Genomic DNA, 19,111 nt, shown 5'->3' with positions numbered 1-19,111 from the left:
GCGCCCCGACATGCTGCGCACCCTGCATATCCGCGACTTCGTCATCGTCGAACAGACCGAGATCCATTTCGGTCCCGGCTTCACCGTCTTTTCCGGCGAGACAGGCGCAGGCAAATCCATATTGGTGGACGCCCTGGCGCTGGCGCTGGGCGAACGCGGCGACGCCAGCATGCTGCGCGAGGGCGCGCCGCGCGCCGACATCACGGCCGTTTTCGACACGCCCAAAGGGCTGATCGCCTGGCTGCAGGAACGCGAGATCGACGTAGACACCGAGCTGTCCCTGCGCCGCGTCATCGACGCGCAGGGCCGCAGCCGCGCCTATATCAACGGCACGCCCGCCACCGTGGCGCAATTGCGCGAACTGGGCGACAGCCTGGTCGACATCCATGGCCAGCATGCGCACCAGAGCCTGATGCGCTCGGATGCTCAGCGCGACCTGCTGGACGCCCACGGCGGCCATGGCGAACTGCGCAACACCGTCGGCCAGGCCTGGAAACAATGGCGCGCACTGGCGCGCCAGCTGGAATCCGCCGAAAAAGACGCCGCCAGCCTGGCCAACGAACGCGACCGCCTGCAATGGCAGGTCGACGAACTGGACCAACTGAACCTCGGCCCAGACGAATGGGAAGCGCTGCAGTCCGAGCACACGCGCCTGTCGCATGCGCAATCCCTGCTGGACGGCGCCAACCAGATCCTCGAAGCCCTCGACGGCGAAGGCGACTCTGCGCATCACCGGCTCACCTCGGCAAACCACCGCCTCCAGCAGATGCTGCGCCATGATCCCGGCCTGCAAGGCGTGCACGACGAGCTGGAATCGGCGCGCATCGCAATCACCGAAGCCGTTTCCGACCTGAACAACTACGTCAGCCGCGTCGACCTTGATCCCCAGCGGCTCGTCGCCGTTGAAGCGCGGCTGGGCCTGGTGTTCGAAACCGCCCGCAAATTCCGCGTGGAGCCCGACGCGCTGTGCGAACTGCGCGACTCGCTGCATACGCAGCTTGCAGCGCTGCAGGCCGCGGGCGACGTCGATGCCCTGCGCGCCCAGGCGCAGGCCGCCCAGGCGCAATACGACGCCGCCGCCGCCAAGCTGACAACGGCGCGCCGCAAGGTCGCCAAAGACCTCGGCAAACAGGTCACGCTAGCCATGCAGACGCTGGCCATGCAGGGCGGCAAATTCGAGCCCACGCTGGCCGAGTCGGCGCCATCCGCCCACGGCAACGAGCAGGTCGAGTTCCTGGTAGCCGGCCACGCCGGCACCACGCCGCGCCCGCTGGCCAAGGTAGCCTCTGGCGGCGAACTGTCGCGGATATCGCTGGCGCTGTCCGTCATCGCCAGCCGCGCCGCGCGCGTGCCCACCCTGATCTTCGACGAAGTCGACAGCGGCGTGGGCGGCGCGGTCGCAGAGGCCGTCGGCAAGCTGCTGCGCGAGCTCGGTGAACGCCATCAAGTGCTGTGCGTCACCCACCTGCCTCAGGTCGCGGCTTGCGCCAACAACCAGTTCCTGGTCAGCAAGACCGAATCGCGTGGCACCACCCGATCCAGCATCGAAGAGCTAGACGCGCAGGCTCGCGTAGAGGAAATCGCGCGCATGCTGGGCGGCATCAAGCTCACCGCAACCACCCGCGAACACGCCCGCGAAATGCTGGAAGGTTTCGGCCAGACCTGACCTGCCGCCTGCTGGCGGAGCCCCCCCCCTGGTTCCGCTGCGATCCCCTGGCGATAAAAAAAGCCCCTTCCGTGGGAAGGGGCTTTGGATCTCACATGCCCGCTGCGAGCGTGGCCGCGGGCCTGGTGCTCAGGCCGGAATCAACGGCCCTTCATGCAGCTGCCGCAAATGCCGTACAGCACCATGGCGTGGCTTTCCAGCGCGAAGGCGTTGTCCTTGGCAATCTTTTGTTGGCGCTTTTCGATTTCCGGGTCGGAAAACTCGACCACCTTGCCGCAATTCGTGCAGATCAGGTGATCGTGGTGATCGCCGTCGTTGAGCTCGAACACCGCCTTGCCGCTGTCGAACTGGCTGCGGGCAAGGATGCCGGCCTGTTCGAACTGTGTCAGGACACGGTAGACGGTGGCCAGCCCGATTTCGACGTTTTCGCCGATCAGGGCGCGATAGACGTCTTCGGCGCTCAGGTGCCGTTGATCCGATTTCCGGAAAATATCAAGAATTTTCAGGCGGGGGAACGTCGCCTTCAAACCCATGTTCTTCAGTTCGCTTTGGTCGCTCATGGTGTAATCGCTCTCCGTCCGCGTTGGCATGGGCAGGATGGGTGCACCGCGAGCCGGCTCACCGAAATCATGCCGCCACGCGGAACTATCCTTATGAAACCTTTATGATAACGGTTTTGTCTGCTTCCAAATAATAGGGGCGCGTAGTGTCCATGATTGCACGAATTCCCTCCCGCTCGCTGAAGACCGGTCTGGCCGTGGCCGCCCTGGCCGTCGCCCTGGCCGGATGCTCGGGGGACAAGTGGGGCTTCCCCTACAAGGCCAGCGTCCAGCAAGGAAACTGGATCACCCAGGAGCAGGTCGCCCTGCTGCAGCCCGGCATGACACGCGAACAAGTGCGCTTCGCGCTCGGCAGCCCGACGCTGACCAGCGTGCTGCACGCCAACCGTTGGGACTACCCCTACTATTTCAAGCCCGGCTACGGCGACGCCCAGGAACGCAAGTTCACCGTCTGGTTCGAAAATGACCGCCTGGTCCGCTGGGAAGGCGACAAGCAGCCCGACCTGCAGCCTTACCAGATCAACACGCCGAACGCCGTCGCCGACGAAAAAGCGGAAAAGCGCCTCAGCGAAGACGAGGCCCGCCAGAAGGAAGAGGAAGACCAGCGCAAGCGTGACGCCGCCGCTCCGGTCAGCCCCCTCAACCAGTATCCTGGCCAGCCCGGCAACGCCCCCGAACCGCTCAAGTAACACCAAGGACTCTCTATGCGTATCGCAATTGCCGGCGCAAGCGGCCGTATGGGCCAGATGCTGATCGAAGCCGTCCTGAACGCTTCCGGCCTGCAACTTGCCGTGGCGCTGGATCGCCAGGGCTCGGCCGCGCTCGGCCAGGACGCCGGCGCGCCGTTGGGCAAACAGACGGGCGTGTCCATCACCGATGACCTCGATGCCCTGGCCCAGGCCGACTGCCTGATCGACTTCACCCGCCCGGAAGGCACGCTTGAACACCTGCAGGCTTGCGTCAAGCATGGCGTTAACGCCGTCATCGGCACGACCGGTTTCGACGACAACGGCCGCGCCGCGATCGAAGTCGCCGCCCAGAAGATCGGCATCGTCTTCGCGCCCAACATGAGCGTGGGTGTCAACGCCACGCTCAAATTGCTCGACATGGCCGCACGCATCCTGAATTCCGGCTACGACGTCGAAGTCTTCGAAGCGCATCACCGCAACAAGGTCGACGCCCCCTCAGGGACCGCGCTGAAAATGGGCGAAACCATTGCGTCGGCCTGGAACGTGGCCCTGCCCGACGTCGCCACCTGGAGCCGCCACGGCGATACCGGCGTGCGCAAGCCTGGCACCATCGGCTTCTCCGTACTGCGCGGCGGCGATATCGTGGGCGACCACACAGTGTCCTTCTGCGGCACCGGCGAACGCATCGAAATCACTCACCGCTCGGCCAGCCGCGCCACCTACGCGGAAGGCGCACTGCGCGCCGCCCGCTTCCTGGAAGGCAAGCACAACGGCCTGTACGACATGCAATCCGTGCTGGGCCTTTGATGCCGGCCCGGCCATGAAAAAGGACCCCGCGGGGTCCTTTTTCATTTTTGGGCCTCAATCGACTCACACGACCACGGGTTCCGGTTCGAGCCGCACGCCGTAACGCTCGGAAACCGCCGCCTGGATGGCATGGGCCAGGCCCATGATGTCGGCGGCCGTCGCTCCGCCGCGATTGACCAGCACCAGCGCCTGCCGCTCGTGCACGCCGGCCGCGCCCAGCGCACGGCCCTTCCAGCCGCACTGGTCTATCAGCCAGCCCGCCGCCAGTTTGTAGCCGCCATCCGGCTGCGCATAAGACACCAGCCCGGGAAACCGGCCGAGCAGCGCATCGCGCACTTTGGCCGACACGATAGGATTCTTGAAAAAGCTGCCGGCATTGCCTGTTACTGCGGGATCGGGCAGCTTGGCCCGGCGGATCTCGCAAACGGCATCGAAGATATCCCGCGCGGCTGGCGCATCACCGGCCAGGCCGGGGTGGCGCTGCAGGTCCGGGTAACCCAGCACCGGCCGCCATGGCCGGGGCAAGGCAAAACGCACGCGCGTAATGACCCACCGCCCAGGCTCGTCGTGCTTGAAGACGCTGTCGCGATAGGAAAACCGGCAGTCCGCCGCGCTCATTTCGACCTGCCGGCCTGCCCGCACATCCCAGGCGGTCAGGCTATGGAAACGTTCCTGCAACTCGACCCCATAGGCGCCGATGTTCTGCACGGGCGCCGCGCCCACCGTGCCAGGAATCAGCGCCAGGTTTTCCAACCCGTCCCAGCCCTGGTTCACGCAAGTCTCGACGAAGCCATGCCAGGACTCCCCGCCCGCCGCCTCGATCAGCCAGGCATCCGGCCGGGCTTCCAGCAGGCGCACCCCTTTGAAGGCAACCCGGGCGACCAGCCCGTCCACCTGACGCGGCAACACCAGATTGCTGCCCCCGCCCAAGACCAGCAAGGAAGCCGCCTGGCTCGCCAGTTGCGACAGCGCTGGCAATTGCGCCGGGTCTTCCAGCGTCACGAATGCGACCGCCTGCGACGCCAAGCCCAAGGTGTTCAGCCGAGTGAGATCTTGGCTGACTGGAGACAAGGCAAGGGGCTGATCGGTATCGACGGAGAAATTTGACATGGATCCTGCGGGTTGCTATAGTTTCTGTCTTCGCTCATATTACTTGATTGAGTGCTTGCCCTGAGTTTCGGGCCTTGTTCTACAACTGCGTCTACAACTGCGACTGAAATTGCTTGAAGTAGGCAAATGCAGTGAGCAAACGCAGTGAACAAAGCTGAAAAAACACAGGCCAAGACAAGCTCAAAAAAATCATGTAGAATGCGCGCCTTCTGATCGATAACCAAGTTGATCAGAGTGAATAAGAAAATTGGTTCTGCCCGTTTCTACTGCAGAACCCACGCGGGAGTAGCTCAGTTGGTAGAGCGCAACCTTGCCAAGGTTGAGGTCGCGAGTTCGAGACTCGTCTCCCGCTCCAAATTCTGATTTTCAGCCGCCTTCCCGGCATGCTGAAAATCCTTGAGAAAGGGCCTGCGGGCCCTTTTTTCATTCCGGTGACATCCACCGAAATCCCCATTCCACCGAACCTTCGCGTACGCAACGGGCGTGGGCTCTCCTCTGCCCGGCACTCCCATGGCATCGTCGCGCCGCAAGAATTTGGGAATTGTCTGATGGGTCGCCGTCGCGGTAGCCCCCTAACATTTCACATAAATCAATTGAGCCTGATCGCGGCGTCAGGCGCCTGTCTGCAGTGAGCAACCAGGCAGGAATGGGGGGTTCAGATGCATGCTTTACGGTGGCTGGCGGTCATCGCGCTTGGTGTTTCGGGTCGGGCCTGGGCGACGTGTGACGTGCGCGGCGCTCCCCAGACCTTGACCTACACCGGCCCAGGAAATATCACAGTGCCTCGCGATGTGCCTGATGGGACGGTGGTGTATCGCGAGACGAAAGTCCTTTCTGAAATCACCTTCGACTGCTTCGGCAGTACGAACCTGTATGGACTGAAGGTCTCCCCCAAGCGCGGACCCCCTCCTCCAGCAGGCACATTCGACTTTCCTACCGGCACACCAGGGCTATCGTTTCGAATGATGATACGGACCGGGGCTTACATGCCACCGCCGTTCGCGCTCGAACCCGGCCAATATAAGTTGGTCGGCAATATCACCCTGGAAATCGTCAAGAGCGCAGCATTCGAGCCCAGCGGCCTGATTCAAGCAGGCGATGTAGGAACCGTAATCGCCTGGACCGCAGACCTCGTCACGTTGAAGCTCAGCCGCCCAGTTGGCTTTATCGCTGGCTCCTGCGAAAGCCCAGACGTCAACGTTTTCATGGGCGATGACTATGTGTCGTCTGACTTCAAAGGGCCCGGCACCCGGACCAGGCCGGTCTCATTTACCTTGAAGCTGAACAATTGTCCGCCAAGGATCAATAAGATCAACTACAGACTTCTGCCCGTGACCGAAGTCATTGACCCGAACCAAGGACTCGTCAGGCTCAACGAAGGCTCCGGGGCTGTCGGGATCGGCCTGCAGATCCGCGATGGCAATGACGTGCCCCTCGCCTTGAACACGCCGCACACCTTCACGGGCTACACCGGCCAGGGCGGCAGCTTCCAGATCCCGCTGATGGCCAACTATTACAGGTTGACCAACGAACCCAGGTATAAAGCCGGCGCCGCAAATACCGAGATTACGTTCGTCATGAGCTACTTGTAGCCCGCCAGGCCATTCCCCCATCGTGCATTACGCCTGAGCCTGACGACGCCGGGCTGCGCCCTAGGTTCAAAAATCATCAACCAATACGCTGCAGATCACCGATAAACTGAACTCTCCCATAGCCGGTACAAAACAGGCGCGCAGCATTTTCCAGGCGCAGCCCTAGCGGAGACACAGGTGCTTGGATCTCAGTTGATTATCCGTACGCTGCATCGCCTGGGCGTCAAGACCATCTTCAGCCTGTCCGGCAATCAGATCATGCCGCTTTATGATGCCTGTATCGACGCAGGCATCCGCATTATCCATGTGCGGCATGAGGCGGCAGCCGTCTTCATGGCGGACGCATGGGCCCAGATCACCGGCGAACTCGGCGTCGCAATGTTGACCGCCGCGCCCGGCATCACTAATGGCCTGGCGCCGCTATATTCTGCTTCGCAGGCGGAAAGCCCCGTCTTGCTGATCTCGGGCGACTCCTCGGTCCGCGAAGACGGTACCGGCGCCTTCCAGGAACTGGACCAGGTTGCCATCACCCGCTCCTTGACCAAGGTCTCGCTGCGTCCGCTGACCGTGCAGGAGCTATACCCTGCGCTGGACAGCGCGGTGACGCAGGCGCTTGCCCCTCGCCGCGGGCCGGTCCACCTGGCCCTGCCCTTCGATCTGATGACGGCCGAGACCGGCTTGGAAGAACTTCCTGCCGCCACCATGAAGCGCGAAGCCGCCGCGACGGACACCGTCGGCCTGGAAGACCTTGCCGCCCTGGTGAATTTGTCCCACCGCCCACTGGTGCTGGCCGGGCCGACTGGCGCGCGGCCGCACATGCGCGCCACCCGCGAGAAGCTGGAAGCGGCGCTTGGCGCGCGCATCATTCCCATGGAAAGTCCTCGCGGCCTGAAGGACCCTTCCCTGGGATCCTTGGCAGAGCTCATGCCGCAGGCAGACCTCATCGTGCTGGCGGGCAAATGCCTGGACTTCACGCTGGGATTCGGCGGACCCGCCGCGCTGGGCAAGCATGCCCGTGTCGTGGTGATCGACGCGGACCCCGCCATGCTGGCGCGCGCGAGCCGCCTGCTGGGAGATCGCCTGGCCCTGACCATACAGGGCGAGCCCTATGCCTTGCTCGCCGCCGTGCAGGCGACGCCAGCTCCTGCAGAGCGCGCCGCTTGGCGTGCGCGGGTGGATGAGGCGGTGAACAACCGTAGCGCCCAGGGCGTCGCCTCGCCCGCCAGCGGCGCATTGGGGCCGCGCGCGCTCTGCGCAACGGTCCAGGAATTTCTTGCCTCGGTTCCGAACCCTATCCTTGTCTGCGATGGCGGCGAATTCGGCCAGTGGGCCCAGGCGTATTGCCAGGCGCCCGTGCGCATTATCAACGGCATGTCCGGCGCGATCGGCGCGGGCATCTGCTATGCGATCGCCGCCAAGATTGCGCGGCCCGATGCGACGGTGGCGGTACTCATGGGCGACGGCACGGCGGGCTTTCACCTGATGGAGCTGGACACGGCGGTACGCGAACAGGCCCCCGTCATCGCCGTGATCGGCAATGACCTGCGCTGGAACGCGGAACACCTTATCCAGATGCGCACGTACGGTCCGCAACGATTGATCGGCTGCGAGCTCGCGCCGACCGCGCGCTACCACGAGGTCGCCTCGGCGCTTGGCGGGGCGGGCTTTGCCGCGCATGACAACGACAGCCTCGCCACCGCCCTGGGCATGGCGATGAACAGCGGGCTGCCCGCCTGCATCAACGTTTCCCTGGCGGGCGAACCCGCCCCGGTTTTCAGCGCATCAACGCAGTCCACGACCGGTCATTGACCTCGAGGCATCGAGCACAGCTGCCGTCCGGTTTCGTCCCTTAGCACGACAGGAGACTTCCCATGATCAGACCTACCGGCCTGCGGCCGGGCGCGTTCGCTCGCGCCGCGTTTCTTCTGCTTGGCGCGCTGCCCGGGCTCGCTTGCGCCCAAGCCTATCCCTCCAAGCCAGTGCAGCTCATCGTTCCGTTCAGCGCGGGCGGCGATGCCGACATGGCGGCCCGCAATCTGGCCGCGGCCGCGCAAGGCGCACTCGGCCAGCCCGTGGTCGTCGTCAACAAGGCGGGCGCGAACGGCGCGATCGGATCCGCCGCCGTGAAAAGCGCCGCACCCGACGGCTACACGCTGCTGGTGGGCCGGATAGGGTCCCAGGTCCTGCTGCCGGCGCTACAGCCCAAGACCACGCCCTATACCTCGAAAGACTTCACGTACATCGGACTACTGGAACTCAATCCCGTCGTGTGCGTCGTACATCCTGACAGCCCCTATAAGACGATCGGCGATCTCGCGCAGGCGTTGAAGGCGCGCCCCGGCAAGCTCAACTACAGCCATTCCGGGCCGGCGACGGTGCAGAATCTTGCGCCCCAATTGCTGCTCAGCAGCCTGGGGCTGAAGCCAGAGGCCGTGGTCAATGTTCCCTACAAGGGTGGCAACGAGGTCGCGTTGGCGGTTCTTAGCAAGGATGCCGATTTTGCCTGCAACAACCTGAGCTCGATGACCGGCCTGCTCGCCAGCGGCAAGCTGCGGCCGTTGTTGACGACCACGCCGGAGCGCCTGGCGCAGTTCCCTCACATACCGACCGCCCGCGAACTCGGGCTGCCTCAACTCGAAGCGGTCATAGGCTGGAGCGGCCTGTTCGGGCCGCCCAACATGAACCCTGAAGCCGTGGCCAGATGGGCCTCCGCGCTCAAGCAGATTGCGCAGGATCCAAAGTGGGTCGCGGGAAACGCCAACTTTGGCGGCATCCCCCACGTGCTGTCGCCCGCCGAAACGGAAAAATACGTCAGCCAGGGCGCCGCGATCTATGCCGATCTCGTGGCCAGGGCCGGGCTGCAGGTCAACTAGCGGGCCCCTCCGTTGCCTCGGACCGTCCGCCGAGCGCCTCGGAGGCTGGAATCTCCTCGCGCAGGTAGCCCACGAACGAAGAAACGGTCAAGGGCACGCGCGGCGTGTAGGGCCTGACGGCGTACAGCCGTTCCGCATAGTCGCCCACCACCCGCCAGCCACGCAGGACTTCAACCAGCTCACCGCTGCGCAGGGCCGGGTTCGCGCTGAAATCCGGCAGCAGCGCAATCCCCAGCGATCCGGCCGCCACCTCCCGCAGCACTTCGCTGTTGTTCGCCGTGAAGCTGCCCCGCACCGGCACCGCCACGCGCTTGTCCCCTTCGAGCGATTCGAACGACCAGGTGGCGCTGCCGCTGCGCCGCAGGTAGTGCAGGCAATTGTGGCCCGCCAGATCGAGGGGGGTCTTCGGCGTGCCGTGCGTCGCAAGGTATTCCGGAGTCGCCGCCAGGACGGAACGCGTCTCGCAGATGACCGAGGCGACATGGGTATCGGGCACGCCGGCCACATGCCGGATCGCCAGGTCAAAGCCTTCGGTGGCCAACGATGCCAGATGGTCGCTGAGCTCCAGCTGGATCCGGACATCGGGAAAGCGTTTCAGGAACCCAGGTATCAGCGGCGCAATGACCTGACGCCCCAGGGCCACGGGTGCGGTCACGGAAAGCACGCCGCGCGGTCCCTGGGACAGATTCCGCACGGCCGAGAAGCCCTCCTCGATGCGCGAATAGGCCGCCGCGGTCTGATCCACCAGGGTCTGCCCGGCCTCGGTCAAGCCGACGCTGCGCGTGGTGCGGCGCACGAGGGGGACGCCGGCCGCCTGCTCCAGTTCGACGATCCGCTGGCTCACCGAGGCCTTGCTGATCTGCAGGCGGCGGGCCGCCGCCGTAAAACTGCCGGTATCGGCCAGCACCCCCAGGCAATGGATATGCGACCACAGATCTTCCAGGCGCCTCGTTTTCGTCATGTCCCGCTCCATTGTTCGAAACCGCAAACACTGATTCCAGCCCTCCGGTCTCGACGGCCGGCCGGCAATGCGCGACATTGCCTTCTTCCGAACACCATGCCTGAGCCAGGAGCCCACCATGACCGCAAGCAATGCCAGCGCCCAATCCCGCGATGCCGGACACTTCATCGGCGGCAGCCTCGTCGACGGGGCGGGCAGCCGCCAGCCCGTCTTCAATCCGGCGACGGGCGCCGTTGCCAAGCAGGTGGCCCTGGCCACGCCCGACGAGGTGAACCGCGCCGTGGCCAGCGCCCGGGCGGCATTTCCGAAATGGGCGGATACGCCTCCCATCCGGCGCGCGCGCGTGTTGTTCAGGTTCCTTGAACTGATGAACAAACACCGCGACGAACTGGCCCACCTGATCACCGCCGAGCATGGCAAGGTTTTCAGCGATGCGCAAGGCGAAGTCACCCGCGGCATCGATATCGTCGAGTTCGCCTGCGGCGTCCCCCAGCTCCTGAAGGGCGCCCACACCGAACAGGTTTCCACCGGGATCGACAACTGGACGCTGCGCCAGCCGCTGGGCGTGGTGGCCGGCATCACCCCGTTCAATTTTCCCGTGATGGTCCCGATGTGGATGTTCCCCGTGGCGATCGCGACGGGCAACACCTTCGTGCTCAAGCCCAGCCCTACGGACCCCAGCGCGTCGCTGCGCATCGCCGAACTGCTCCAAGAGGCCGGCCTGCCCGACGGAGTATTCAACGTCGTGCAAGGGGACAAGGTAGCGGTGGATGCGCTGCTCGAACACCCTGATGTCAAAGCGGTGAGCTTCGTGGGTTCGACGCCTATCGCCAACTACATCTACGAAACCGGCGCGCGCCACGGCAAGCGCGTGCAGGCCTTGGGCGGCGCCAAGAACCACATGGTGGTCATGCCGGATGCGGACATAGACCAGGCAGTCGATGCGCTGATCGGCGCGGGCTATGGTTCGGCCGGCGAGCGCTGCATGGCGATCAGCGTGGCAGTGCTGGTGGGCGACGTCGCCGACAGGCTGCTCCCCAAGCTGATCGAACGCACCAAGACGCTGAAGGTGCTGGACGGCGAGAACCCTGCGGCAGAAATGGGCCCTATCGTGACCCGCGCCGCGCACGAGCGCATCAGCGGCTACATCGCCCTGGGCGTGGAGGAAGGCGCGCAATTGCTGGTGGATGGCCGCGGCTTCCGGGGTTCACTGGCGGGCGAGCGCTGTGGCGACGGTTTCTGGATGGGCGGCACGCTGTTCGATCACGTCACGCCCGACATGCGCATCTACAAGGAAGAGATCTTCGGCCCGGTGCTTGGCTGCGTGCGCGTGAAAGACCTGAAAGAGGCGGTGGACCTCATCAACGCCCATGAATTCGGCAACGGCGTCGCCTGCTTCACGCGGGATGGCAACGTGGCGCGTGAATTCGGCCGGCGCATCGAGGTGGGCATGGTTGGCATCAACGTGCCTATCCCGGTGCCCATGGCCTGGCACGGCTTCGGCGGCTGGAAGCGCAGCCTGTTCGGCGACATGCACGCCTACGGCGAGGAAGGCGTGCGCTTCTACACCCGGCAGAAGTCGATCATGCAACGCTGGCCCGAGAGCATCGACAAAGGGGCTGAGTTCGCCATGCCTACGGCAAAGTAAGCGACGCCTTCACGAAGGAGAAATCCATCCGCGATAGATGGCGCCGGCGCCCGCTATCGCGAGCAGCACAAAGATGGATCGCTTCAGCTGGGCCGGGGACACCCGGGTCCTGAGGCGAGAGCCCGCATACAGCCCGATCAGGGCCACGGGAAGCAGCACTGAGGCGGCGAGCAGGATTTCCGGTTGCGCATAAAGCCCGGCGGCACCAAAGGCCGCCGCGCGAATGACGCCGCTCAGCAGGATCACCACCGAAATCGTCGCGCGGAATTGGTCCAGCGCATCGAGCCGGCGCGACAGATAGATGGTGTAGATCGGCCCTCCGGTGCCGAACAACGCGCTGAAGATGCCGCCAAAGATGCCAAACGGCAACGCCCAATGCGTATGCATCGGAGCCGCCCTCTTCCCCGACGCGCCCCACAGGCCCTTGATGCACACCGCCAGCACGAAGCTGCCCAGCAGAATCAGGGGCCACCGGGCCCCGGCGTTGTGCAGCAACGTGGCGCCCATGCCTATCCCGAGCAATAACCAGGGAAACAGCCGCATGAGCTCTTCGCGGGAGACGCGCCGCCAGTTGCTGCCTCCCACCAGGGCCGTGCAGGCCAGGTCGAACAGCACCACCAGCGGAACGGCGAACTGCAAGGGGATGAATTGCACCAGGACCGGCACGGCCACCATGGCCGCGCCGAATCCCGTCATCCCGAAGACGACATAGGCAACAAAGATGACGGGAGCGGCGATGGCGAGGGAGTCGGGCGGCATCATGCGGGCAAGATGACAAGAACAGGGGCGGGCCTGAAAATCGCGGCAGACTGGGGCGGCAAGCTCAACTCGCGGTGATCTTCTTCTTTTCCACCAGCGCCTTCCACTTGGCCGATTCCCGCGCGATTTCCTCTTTGAGCTGGGCGGAAGGCACAATGGCTGGGGACATGCCCTGGTCAGCCAGATAGCGCTGCATGTTTGGTTGTTCTACAGCCGTCCTGGCATCGGCCAGCAGCCGGTCGACGGCGGCCTGCGGCGTGCCGGCAGGCGCCAGCAGCGCGAACCACCCGGTGAATTCAAAACCCGGCACGCCGTCTTCCGCCGTCGTCGGCACATCGGGCAGCAGCGCCGAGCGTTCCTTGCCCGTGACCGAAAGCGCCCTCAGGCGCCCGCCCTTGAGCAAAGGGACGATGGCGTTGATGTTGCCCACGGCGACTTCAATGACGCCCGCCATCAAGTCCGTGTAGGCGGGGCCTTCTCCCTTGTATGGGACGTGCATGAGCTCGATCCCGGCCGCATCGCTAAAGGCCTCGCCCGCCATATGCGTCTGGCTGCCCACCCCCGCCGACGAAAAACTCAATTTTCCTGGCCGGGCCCGGGCGTACTCGATCAACTCCCGTGTGTTCTTGACAGGAAGATTGGCATTGACCGTGACGACCATGGGTCCGTTCGCCACCTTGCCGATGGGACTGAAATCCGCCAGTGAGTACGGCAGCTTGCTATAGATGAACTGGTTCACCGTAAACATGCTGCCCGACGCGAGCAACAGCGTATAGCCGTCGGCCGGCGAGCTGGCGACCGCCTGCGCGCCTACGCTGCCGCCGGCGCCTGCGCGGTTCTCGACGATCACGCTCTGCTTCAGGCCCTTGCCCAGTTCGGCCGCGAGCGCCCGGCCCAGCAGATCGGTGGCGCCGCCCGCGGAAAATGGCACGATCATCCGTATGACCTTGTCGGCAGGCCAGTCGGCTCGCGCCGGCATGGCCAGGAACGGCGATAGCGCCAGGCCACAGCCCAGCGCCTTGACGACGCGGCGGCGCGCATCATTGGGTCGAATTTCATCTTTCATGGCTTTGTCTCCTTCAGTTCGCGGGACGGCGGCGCCTGCCGGGTTTCGGCCGGCAGACGAATCGCCAGGCAGCAACTGTCCCTCGGGCCGATGGGCTCGATTTTTTGGGGCGTTGCGGTGTTTTTCTGCGGACTACTGGGCTGCTGAACTACGGCACTGCTGCACTGCGGACTACTGGCTGGCGCCGGCCTGTTCCGTCGTATCGCGCTGGCCGGCGCAGACTGATTTCAATGCGTCAAGCAACAACTGCGAAAGGTGGGCCCGTGGATTCTCCTTTGGAGCCAGGATGCCCAAGCGGCGAGTAACGGTCGGCGAACCGAACGGAATAACGCGGATACCGGCAGGAAACTCGTTGCGGCCACGCCTGGCTGGCACGACCGATGCGCCCAGGCCATTGGCCACCATGGCGATCACGCCTTCCAGGTTGTCGATCTCCATGGTCGAGCGCACGGTAATACGCCTGCGCACCATCTCTTCCTGCACCAGATGTCCTACACGCGCCGAGCGGTTGAAACGGACATAAGGCGTTTGTTCCAGGATCTCCTGGTCACTGTTGCCCTTCACCGAACGATGCGCGATGACGACCAGTTCTTCCTCCACGAACGGGAGGAAATCCAGGCCCGACCGCGGCGCGTCGGGTTCCGTCACGATCGCCACGTCCAGCTGACGGTGGTAGATGGCGCGCTCCAGGTCATGCGTGAGCCCCGTGGTGACATGGACTTCCAGGCCATGCCCCTGCTTTTGCAGGTGGCGCAGCGCAAGCGGCAGCACCCCCGAGACACAGGTGTGGACGCTGCCAAGCTTGAGCAGGCCCGATGAGGTTCCTTTCTTCAGGGCGGCGCTCATGCTCTCCCAGTGCGAGATCAGGTCGCGCGCCCGGTGCACCAACGCCAGCCCGGTATCCGTGAGGATCGGCGGACGCCGGCTGCGGTCGAAGATCGTGATGCCCAGCTCGTCCTCGAGCGCGCGCACCTGCATGCTCACCGCCGACAGCGACAGGCCGATGGTATTGCCGGCCTCGGCAAAGCTGCCATGGTCTGCAATCGCTATCAGCGTGTAGAGCGTACGGATGTCCATGCAAGACGATTCCCGGTGTAGAACAGCATTGAGTAAAGTAGGAGTATGCCGCGCTAGATGCCAAGCAGCCGCCGTGCGTTGCCTCCCATGACTTTGTTGAGATTATCTTCCCGGATCGGCAAAGTCTCGAACCATTCTTTGTACCCCTGCACCGGGCAGAACGGGAACGAGCTGGCGTAGAGCATCCGGTCCGCAAGAAAGCCGTCGGCCGCCTTCACGTATTCCTCCCAGCCGGGCATGCGGGAAAAGTACATATCGGGCGACAGCCACAGGTTGGGACGGCGGAATGCCAGGTGCAGGATTTCATTGACCCAGGGCCAACCGCCGTGCGCGACTACGACATTCAACGCGGGAAAATCCGCCAGCACCCGGTCGGTCCGGATCGGATCCGAATAGCTCAGGTCCGGGCCCGCCGTGCCGCCGACCATCATGATCACCGGAACCCCGACGTCCTCGCAATGGCCGTAGATCGGATAAAGGCGCCGGTCATCGGCATACATCGGCACCGGATAGGATCCAGGCTCGATGTTGATAAGTTTGAAGCCCTCCTTCACCGCCTGGCTGATGGTCTCGCATGCGCGCCGCCTGTCGGTAGGGTCTATGGAAGCCGCGCCGATGAACCGGTCAGGGTGCTCGGCCACGACGCCTCGCACGTCCTCATTGGACACGCTGCCCAGCACGCCGGCCAAGCGCCCCACCACCACGCCACGATCTATTTTTGCGGCGTCCATCTCCTTGAGCAGCAGTGTCATGGACTGCTGCTGCGCCGCGGCCGACGGTTCAAAGCCCACCGTCCTGGTGAAACCGTCGCGGCGCTCTCCCGCCGAATACATCAGCGTGCCCAGAAAGCCGCCCACTGGCGGCCGAAGCCGAAAGTCGATGATCATCGAAGTATCTCTGTCAGATGCGTGGTTGCGGGAAGCGGCGTGCTCGGCACCGCTACATCACTTCGTCCTTGCGGTCATCCGTCTCGCCATAGCGGTGCAATGCAGGCGGCTTCAACCCGGCATAGAGCTTCTCGATACCGGCATTGATGGTTTCCGCGTGCTGGGCGAACAGCGAATTCCCTTCAAGGTCGCTCTCGACGATGAAAGGCCCGAAGTTCTCGACCTCGAACAGCCACATCGCCTGCGCGATGCCCAGTTCGTCCAGCCAGTGCACTTCGCGCACCCGCTTGATCCCCCGGCCCAGCAAGGCGCCCGTGCCGTAGCCCACGGTCGTCAGGTAAATAGCGCCGCCCGGCGCCAGCACACGCTTGTAGTCGTCGGCGGGCATGCCACCCTTGCCGATCAGGATGCGGCAATCGGTTTCCTCCAGCCAGCGGGGAATCCACTTGGAAAACCGGAATGACGCAGTCGCGGTGACTGCTCCAACGTTGTAGCCACCGCGGCCGTCCGGCGCCGCGGCAGGCGAGCAATGAAAGTTGACGTTGCTGAGAGAGCGCAGGTCCACCGGCAGCGGCAGTCCCTCGTCCAGCACCTTCTTGTACACGCCTTCCCGGGCCGTGTAGACCACGCCATTCAGGTACACGGCGGAACCGAGTTCGAGCTTGGCGATGTCCTCCCGCCTGGCGGGCAGGTCCAGGTGAAAGACCTTGATGTCGTCGTCGTTGTTTACCATTCGACCGTCTCCCTGCGCATATAGGGCGTGAACCACTGGGGATCGGTGCGGTACTCGATATCCCCGTTGGCATGAATCCGCGCGGTGGCGCGGCGCGAAGACAGGCAGAAGGTATGCAGGCTGATGGGCATGCCGCCCGTGTGGGTGTAGCCGCACTCGATGTGGCAGTCGACCACCATGCCGGAGCCCACGAAACCCATCGCGCCCATGCCAATGGAATTTCCCAGCTGCATCAGCTCCAGTTCCAGTTCCGCCACCCTCGGATCGGGGTTGCGGTCGCCCACCGTCCGCAGACAGGCGGCCTGCTTTCCCAGCTGCATGCAGGTGTCCTTCGATCCGCCCAGCCCGATGCCGACGATGGCCGGCTGGCAAGCCAGCCCGCGCTTGCCGAATGCGATAAGCGTATCCAGCACGAAGCGCTTGATGCCGTCGATGCCGTCGCCGGGGAACAACATGCGGTAGTCGGTGCCGAACAGCCCGCCCTTGTGCACAGTGGTGATTTCTATCCAGTCGCGGTCGGGCTCGAAGGACCATTCGATCTCGGGCGCATTGATGCCGACATTGTTGTTGTGGTCGGTGCGCCAAAGCGGATGCACGCGGTTGGGCCGCAAGGGAATGCTGACCGTGCCCTCCGCCGTAGCGTGGCGCAATGCGCGCTCGACCGCGACGAAGCCCGCGTCGACCGAGGCGTTGTTGCCTACTTTGACGTAATAGCGTGGCAAGCCTGTGTCGGCGCACATGGGCCGCCGGTCCTGGTCGGCGGCCTCCCAGTTGTCGACCATTGCGTGGATAACGAAACGCGGCAGCTTGCCAGTCTCTTTCTTTTGCAGCTCCTGGATGCCTTGCTTGTAGTCGGCGGGAATCTCGATCGCCGCGCGGCGCATGATTTCCAGCGCCGCCTCTTCAACTTTCTGGACGGGAATGCTCATGGTTGGATGTGCCTCAGCTCTGGGGGATGCCCGCCTCGCCTTGGATAAGCGATTCGCCGGGTCTTACGATGTCAAAGGAAACCGGAACCATCTCCAGCGCTATCTCGCCGTCCTGCGCGCTCACGCGTGTATAGCTGCTGGTGTGCAGGTCGCCGGCCTCGGGAAAATCTTCGCGGTAATGCGCGCCGCGGCTGTTCTCCCTTGCAAGCGCTGCAAGCGTGATGACTTTCGAGATATCCACCAGGCTTTCCAGGTTGAGCCAGTCGTGCCAGGTGAGGTTGTAGCGGCGGTCGCCGTCGGCCACGCCGATGTCGCGCAAGGCGGCGTGGTGGCCGGCGATGGCTGACAACCCATGCTCCATTGCGTCGCGGCGGCGCAGCACGCCGACGTCGTCCCACATGGTCTGCGAGAGCGCATCGCGCAATTCGTGAATGCGGCCGGTGCGCCGGGAGAACGGGAACTCGGCGCGCTCGACGCCGCGCTCGATGATGCGCGTGTCGGGATCGCGCCATTGGCCGGACTTGGCCACATAGGCGGCCATCGAATCGCCTGCAATGCCGCCGAACACCGTGGAGTTGGCCACGCCGTTTCCGCCCAGGCGATTGGCGCCGTGCACGCCGCCGCAATCCTCGCCGGCCGCGTAGAGCCCCGGCGAGGCTGTCGAGCCGTCCACGTTGAACTCGACGCCGCCCATGAGGTAGTGGGCCGTCGGCACAACCTCTACCTTGCCGCCCGCCAGGTCGAAGCCGCAATCCTTGCACCGGTTGACCATGCCGGGGAATGTCTTGGCGACCTTGTCCGCACCCAGATGACTCATCTGGATATAGACGCCGCCCATCGGCCCGGTGCGCCCCGCCCGCATTTCCGCGTAAATGCCGCGGCTGACCACGTCACGGGTGGCCCGTTCGCCGCGCTTGTCGTAATTTGCCATGAAGCGCTCGCCGTCGCCATTCAACAGATACCCGCCAGCGCCCCGCAGCCCTTCCTCCAGCACCGTTCCGGTCATCCGGGTGTCGGGCCCGCCAAGCAGGCCGGTCGGATGGAACTGCACCATTTCCATGTCCCGCAGCTTCAAGCCATAGCGCAGCGCCATTGCCAGCCCATCGCAGGTCTTGTCGCCGGAGGGCGTGTGGTAGCGATACATCGTCGGGCCCGCGCCGGTCGCCAGAAGCACGGCCTTGGCCTGGATGAAGCGGTACGTGCCCGCCCGCATGTCGATGAACAGCACACCGGCGATGCCGGAGCCATCGGCAGCGGGAATCAGCTCGATGGCGCGATGCTCTTCCAGCTCGTCTATGTCCAGCGCCCGTACCTGCTCCATGAGACGGTTGATGATCTCGATGCCGGTCAGGTCCGCCTTGTGTACGGTCCGGTCGAAACTCTGGCCGGCGAATGCCTTGGAATGCAGCGTGCCATCGGGATTGCGGTCGAAGAAGCAGCCGATCTCGTTTTCCAGCTCGCGCACCCGTTCGACCGCGCCTTCGACCAGCCGCCACGCCAGATCCTGCCGCGGCAGCCATTTCCCGCCCTCGATGGTGTCCATGAAATGGCGCTCGACGGAATCGCCCGCCGCCAGCGCGACGTTGTAGCCTCCCTGGACCATGCGGGTACAGCCGCATTTGCCAAGCAGCCCTTTCACCGTCACGGTCACCCGCAAGGACGGGTTTGCCTTCTTGGCATGCAGCGCCGCAAACAGGCCCGCGCCGCCCGTGCCCAACACCAGAATGTCCGTCTTGTAATTGTCGATCCGCATC

17 protein-coding genes and 1 tRNA gene are annotated in these 19,111 nt (G+C 64.3%); 8 read left to right on the top strand and 10 right to left on the bottom strand.

What is annotated here, in order from left to right; all coding sequences use genetic code 11:
- The first annotated feature begins 10 nt into the window (after nt 1-10).
- Complete coding sequence (gene recN, locus VCS63_RS08190; RefSeq protein ID WP_042796588.1) at nt 11-1,666, top strand: DNA repair protein RecN; 1,656 nt, start codon at nt 11-13, stop codon at nt 1,664-1,666.
- Between the two features lie 140 nt (nt 1,667-1,806).
- Here the strand turns inward: recN and fur are convergent, their stop codons facing one another.
- Nucleotides 1,807-2,226, bottom strand: coding sequence for a ferric iron uptake transcriptional regulator (gene fur / locus VCS63_RS08185; RefSeq protein WP_013391855.1), 420 nt, complete (start codon nt 2,224-2,226; stop codon nt 1,807-1,809).
- Nucleotides 2,227-2,378: 152 nt separating this feature from the next.
- Between fur and VCS63_RS08180 the strand changes: the two genes are divergently transcribed.
- Both VCS63_RS08180 and dapB read left to right on the top strand, forming a co-directional pair.
- On the top strand, nt 2,379-2,915 hold the full coding sequence (locus tag VCS63_RS08180) for an outer membrane protein assembly factor BamE (protein ID WP_042796587.1): 537 nt from the start codon (nt 2,379-2,381) through the stop codon (nt 2,913-2,915).
- A 15-nt stretch (nt 2,916-2,930) separates the two neighbouring features.
- A complete protein-coding gene (gene dapB, locus VCS63_RS08175; RefSeq protein ID WP_042796586.1) occupies nt 2,931-3,722 on the top strand; it encodes a 4-hydroxy-tetrahydrodipicolinate reductase in 792 nt (263 codons plus the stop codon).
- Between the two features lie 63 nt (nt 3,723-3,785).
- Here dapB and murB read toward each other — a convergent pair whose 3' ends face one another.
- Nucleotides 3,786-4,832 carry a UDP-N-acetylmuramate dehydrogenase gene (gene murB, locus VCS63_RS08170; protein WP_323879264.1) on the bottom strand — a complete coding sequence of 349 codons (1,047 nt, stop codon included), beginning with the start codon at nt 4,830-4,832 and terminating at the stop codon, nt 3,786-3,788.
- A 279-nt stretch (nt 4,833-5,111) separates the two neighbouring features.
- Between murB and VCS63_RS08165 the strand changes: the two genes are divergently transcribed.
- From VCS63_RS08165 to VCS63_RS08150, 4 genes are all read left to right on the top strand, one after another.
- Nucleotides 5,112-5,187, top strand: a tRNA-Gly gene (locus VCS63_RS08165).
- A 424-nt stretch (nt 5,188-5,611) separates the two neighbouring features.
- A complete protein-coding gene (locus VCS63_RS08160) occupies nt 5,612-6,424 on the top strand; it encodes a fimbrial protein (RefSeq protein WP_254594571.1) in 813 nt (270 codons plus the stop codon).
- Between the two features lie 192 nt (nt 6,425-6,616).
- Complete coding sequence (locus VCS63_RS08155; protein ID WP_323879262.1) at nt 6,617-8,233, top strand: thiamine pyrophosphate-binding protein; 1,617 nt, start codon at nt 6,617-6,619, stop codon at nt 8,231-8,233.
- Nucleotides 8,234-8,295: 62 nt separating this feature from the next.
- Nucleotides 8,296-9,297, top strand: coding sequence for a tripartite tricarboxylate transporter substrate binding protein (locus VCS63_RS08150; protein WP_323879259.1), 1,002 nt, complete (start codon nt 8,296-8,298; stop codon nt 9,295-9,297).
- Here the strand turns inward: VCS63_RS08150 and VCS63_RS08145 are convergent.
- Nucleotides 9,290-10,258, bottom strand: a complete 969-nt coding sequence (locus tag VCS63_RS08145; RefSeq protein WP_042796581.1) for a LysR family transcriptional regulator — start codon at nt 10,256-10,258, stop codon at nt 9,290-9,292. The two genes, VCS63_RS08150 and VCS63_RS08145, sit on opposite strands and share 8 nt — an antisense overlap.
- A 118-nt stretch (nt 10,259-10,376) precedes the next feature.
- Here VCS63_RS08145 and VCS63_RS08140 point away from each other — a divergent pair, with 118 nt between their 5' ends.
- Nucleotides 10,377-11,906, top strand: coding sequence for a CoA-acylating methylmalonate-semialdehyde dehydrogenase (locus tag VCS63_RS08140; protein ID WP_042796580.1), 1,530 nt, complete (start codon nt 10,377-10,379; stop codon nt 11,904-11,906).
- A gap of 9 nt (nt 11,907-11,915) precedes the next feature.
- On the opposite strand, the gene VCS63_RS08135 is transcribed toward VCS63_RS08140, so the two are convergent.
- The 7 genes from VCS63_RS08135 to VCS63_RS08105 all read right to left on the bottom strand — a co-directional run bounded on the left by VCS63_RS08135 (nt 11,916) and on the right by VCS63_RS08105 (nt 19,110).
- Nucleotides 11,916-12,668: a sulfite exporter TauE/SafE family protein gene (locus tag VCS63_RS08135; RefSeq protein ID WP_323879256.1), complete on the bottom strand. Its 753-nt coding sequence runs from the start codon at nt 12,666-12,668 to the stop codon at nt 11,916-11,918.
- Between the two features lie 61 nt (nt 12,669-12,729).
- Nucleotides 12,730-13,731 (bottom strand): Bug family tripartite tricarboxylate transporter substrate binding protein, encoded by a 1,002-nt coding sequence (locus VCS63_RS08130; protein WP_063642176.1) that lies wholly within the window; start codon nt 13,729-13,731, stop codon nt 12,730-12,732.
- A gap of 171 nt (nt 13,732-13,902) precedes the next feature.
- Complete coding sequence (locus VCS63_RS08125; protein ID WP_112966578.1) at nt 13,903-14,808, bottom strand: LysR substrate-binding domain-containing protein; 906 nt, start codon at nt 14,806-14,808, stop codon at nt 13,903-13,905.
- 53 nt (nt 14,809-14,861) lie between these two features.
- On the bottom strand, nt 14,862-15,695 hold the full coding sequence (locus tag VCS63_RS08120; RefSeq protein WP_112966579.1) for an amidohydrolase family protein: 834 nt from the start codon (nt 15,693-15,695) through the stop codon (nt 14,862-14,864).
- 52 nt (nt 15,696-15,747) lie between these two features.
- Entirely contained in the window at nt 15,748-16,428 is a 681-nt protein-coding gene (locus tag VCS63_RS08115; protein ID WP_063642178.1) for a fumarate hydratase C-terminal domain-containing protein, read from the bottom strand.
- The gene (locus tag VCS63_RS08110) at nt 16,422-17,357 is read right to left on the bottom strand and encodes a fumarate hydratase (protein ID WP_042796577.1); all 936 of its coding nucleotides are present in this window, start codon (nt 17,355-17,357) and stop codon (nt 16,422-16,424) included. The genes VCS63_RS08115 and VCS63_RS08110 overlap by 7 nt, the downstream gene beginning before the upstream one ends.
- Before the next feature lie 13 nt (nt 17,358-17,370).
- Nucleotides 17,371-19,110, bottom strand: a complete 1,740-nt coding sequence (locus VCS63_RS08105) for an L-aspartate oxidase (RefSeq protein ID WP_042796576.1) — start codon at nt 19,108-19,110, stop codon at nt 17,371-17,373.
- Between the last annotated feature and the right edge of the window lies 1 nt (nt 19,111).

The sequence above is a fragment of the Achromobacter sp. D10 genome (assembly GCF_035282245.1).
Lineage (GTDB): Bacteria > Pseudomonadota > Gammaproteobacteria > Burkholderiales > Burkholderiaceae_B > Achromobacter > Achromobacter insolitus.
The sequence above is the reverse complement of the archived record's forward strand: the minus strand, read 5'-3'. Positions and strand labels throughout refer to the sequence as shown.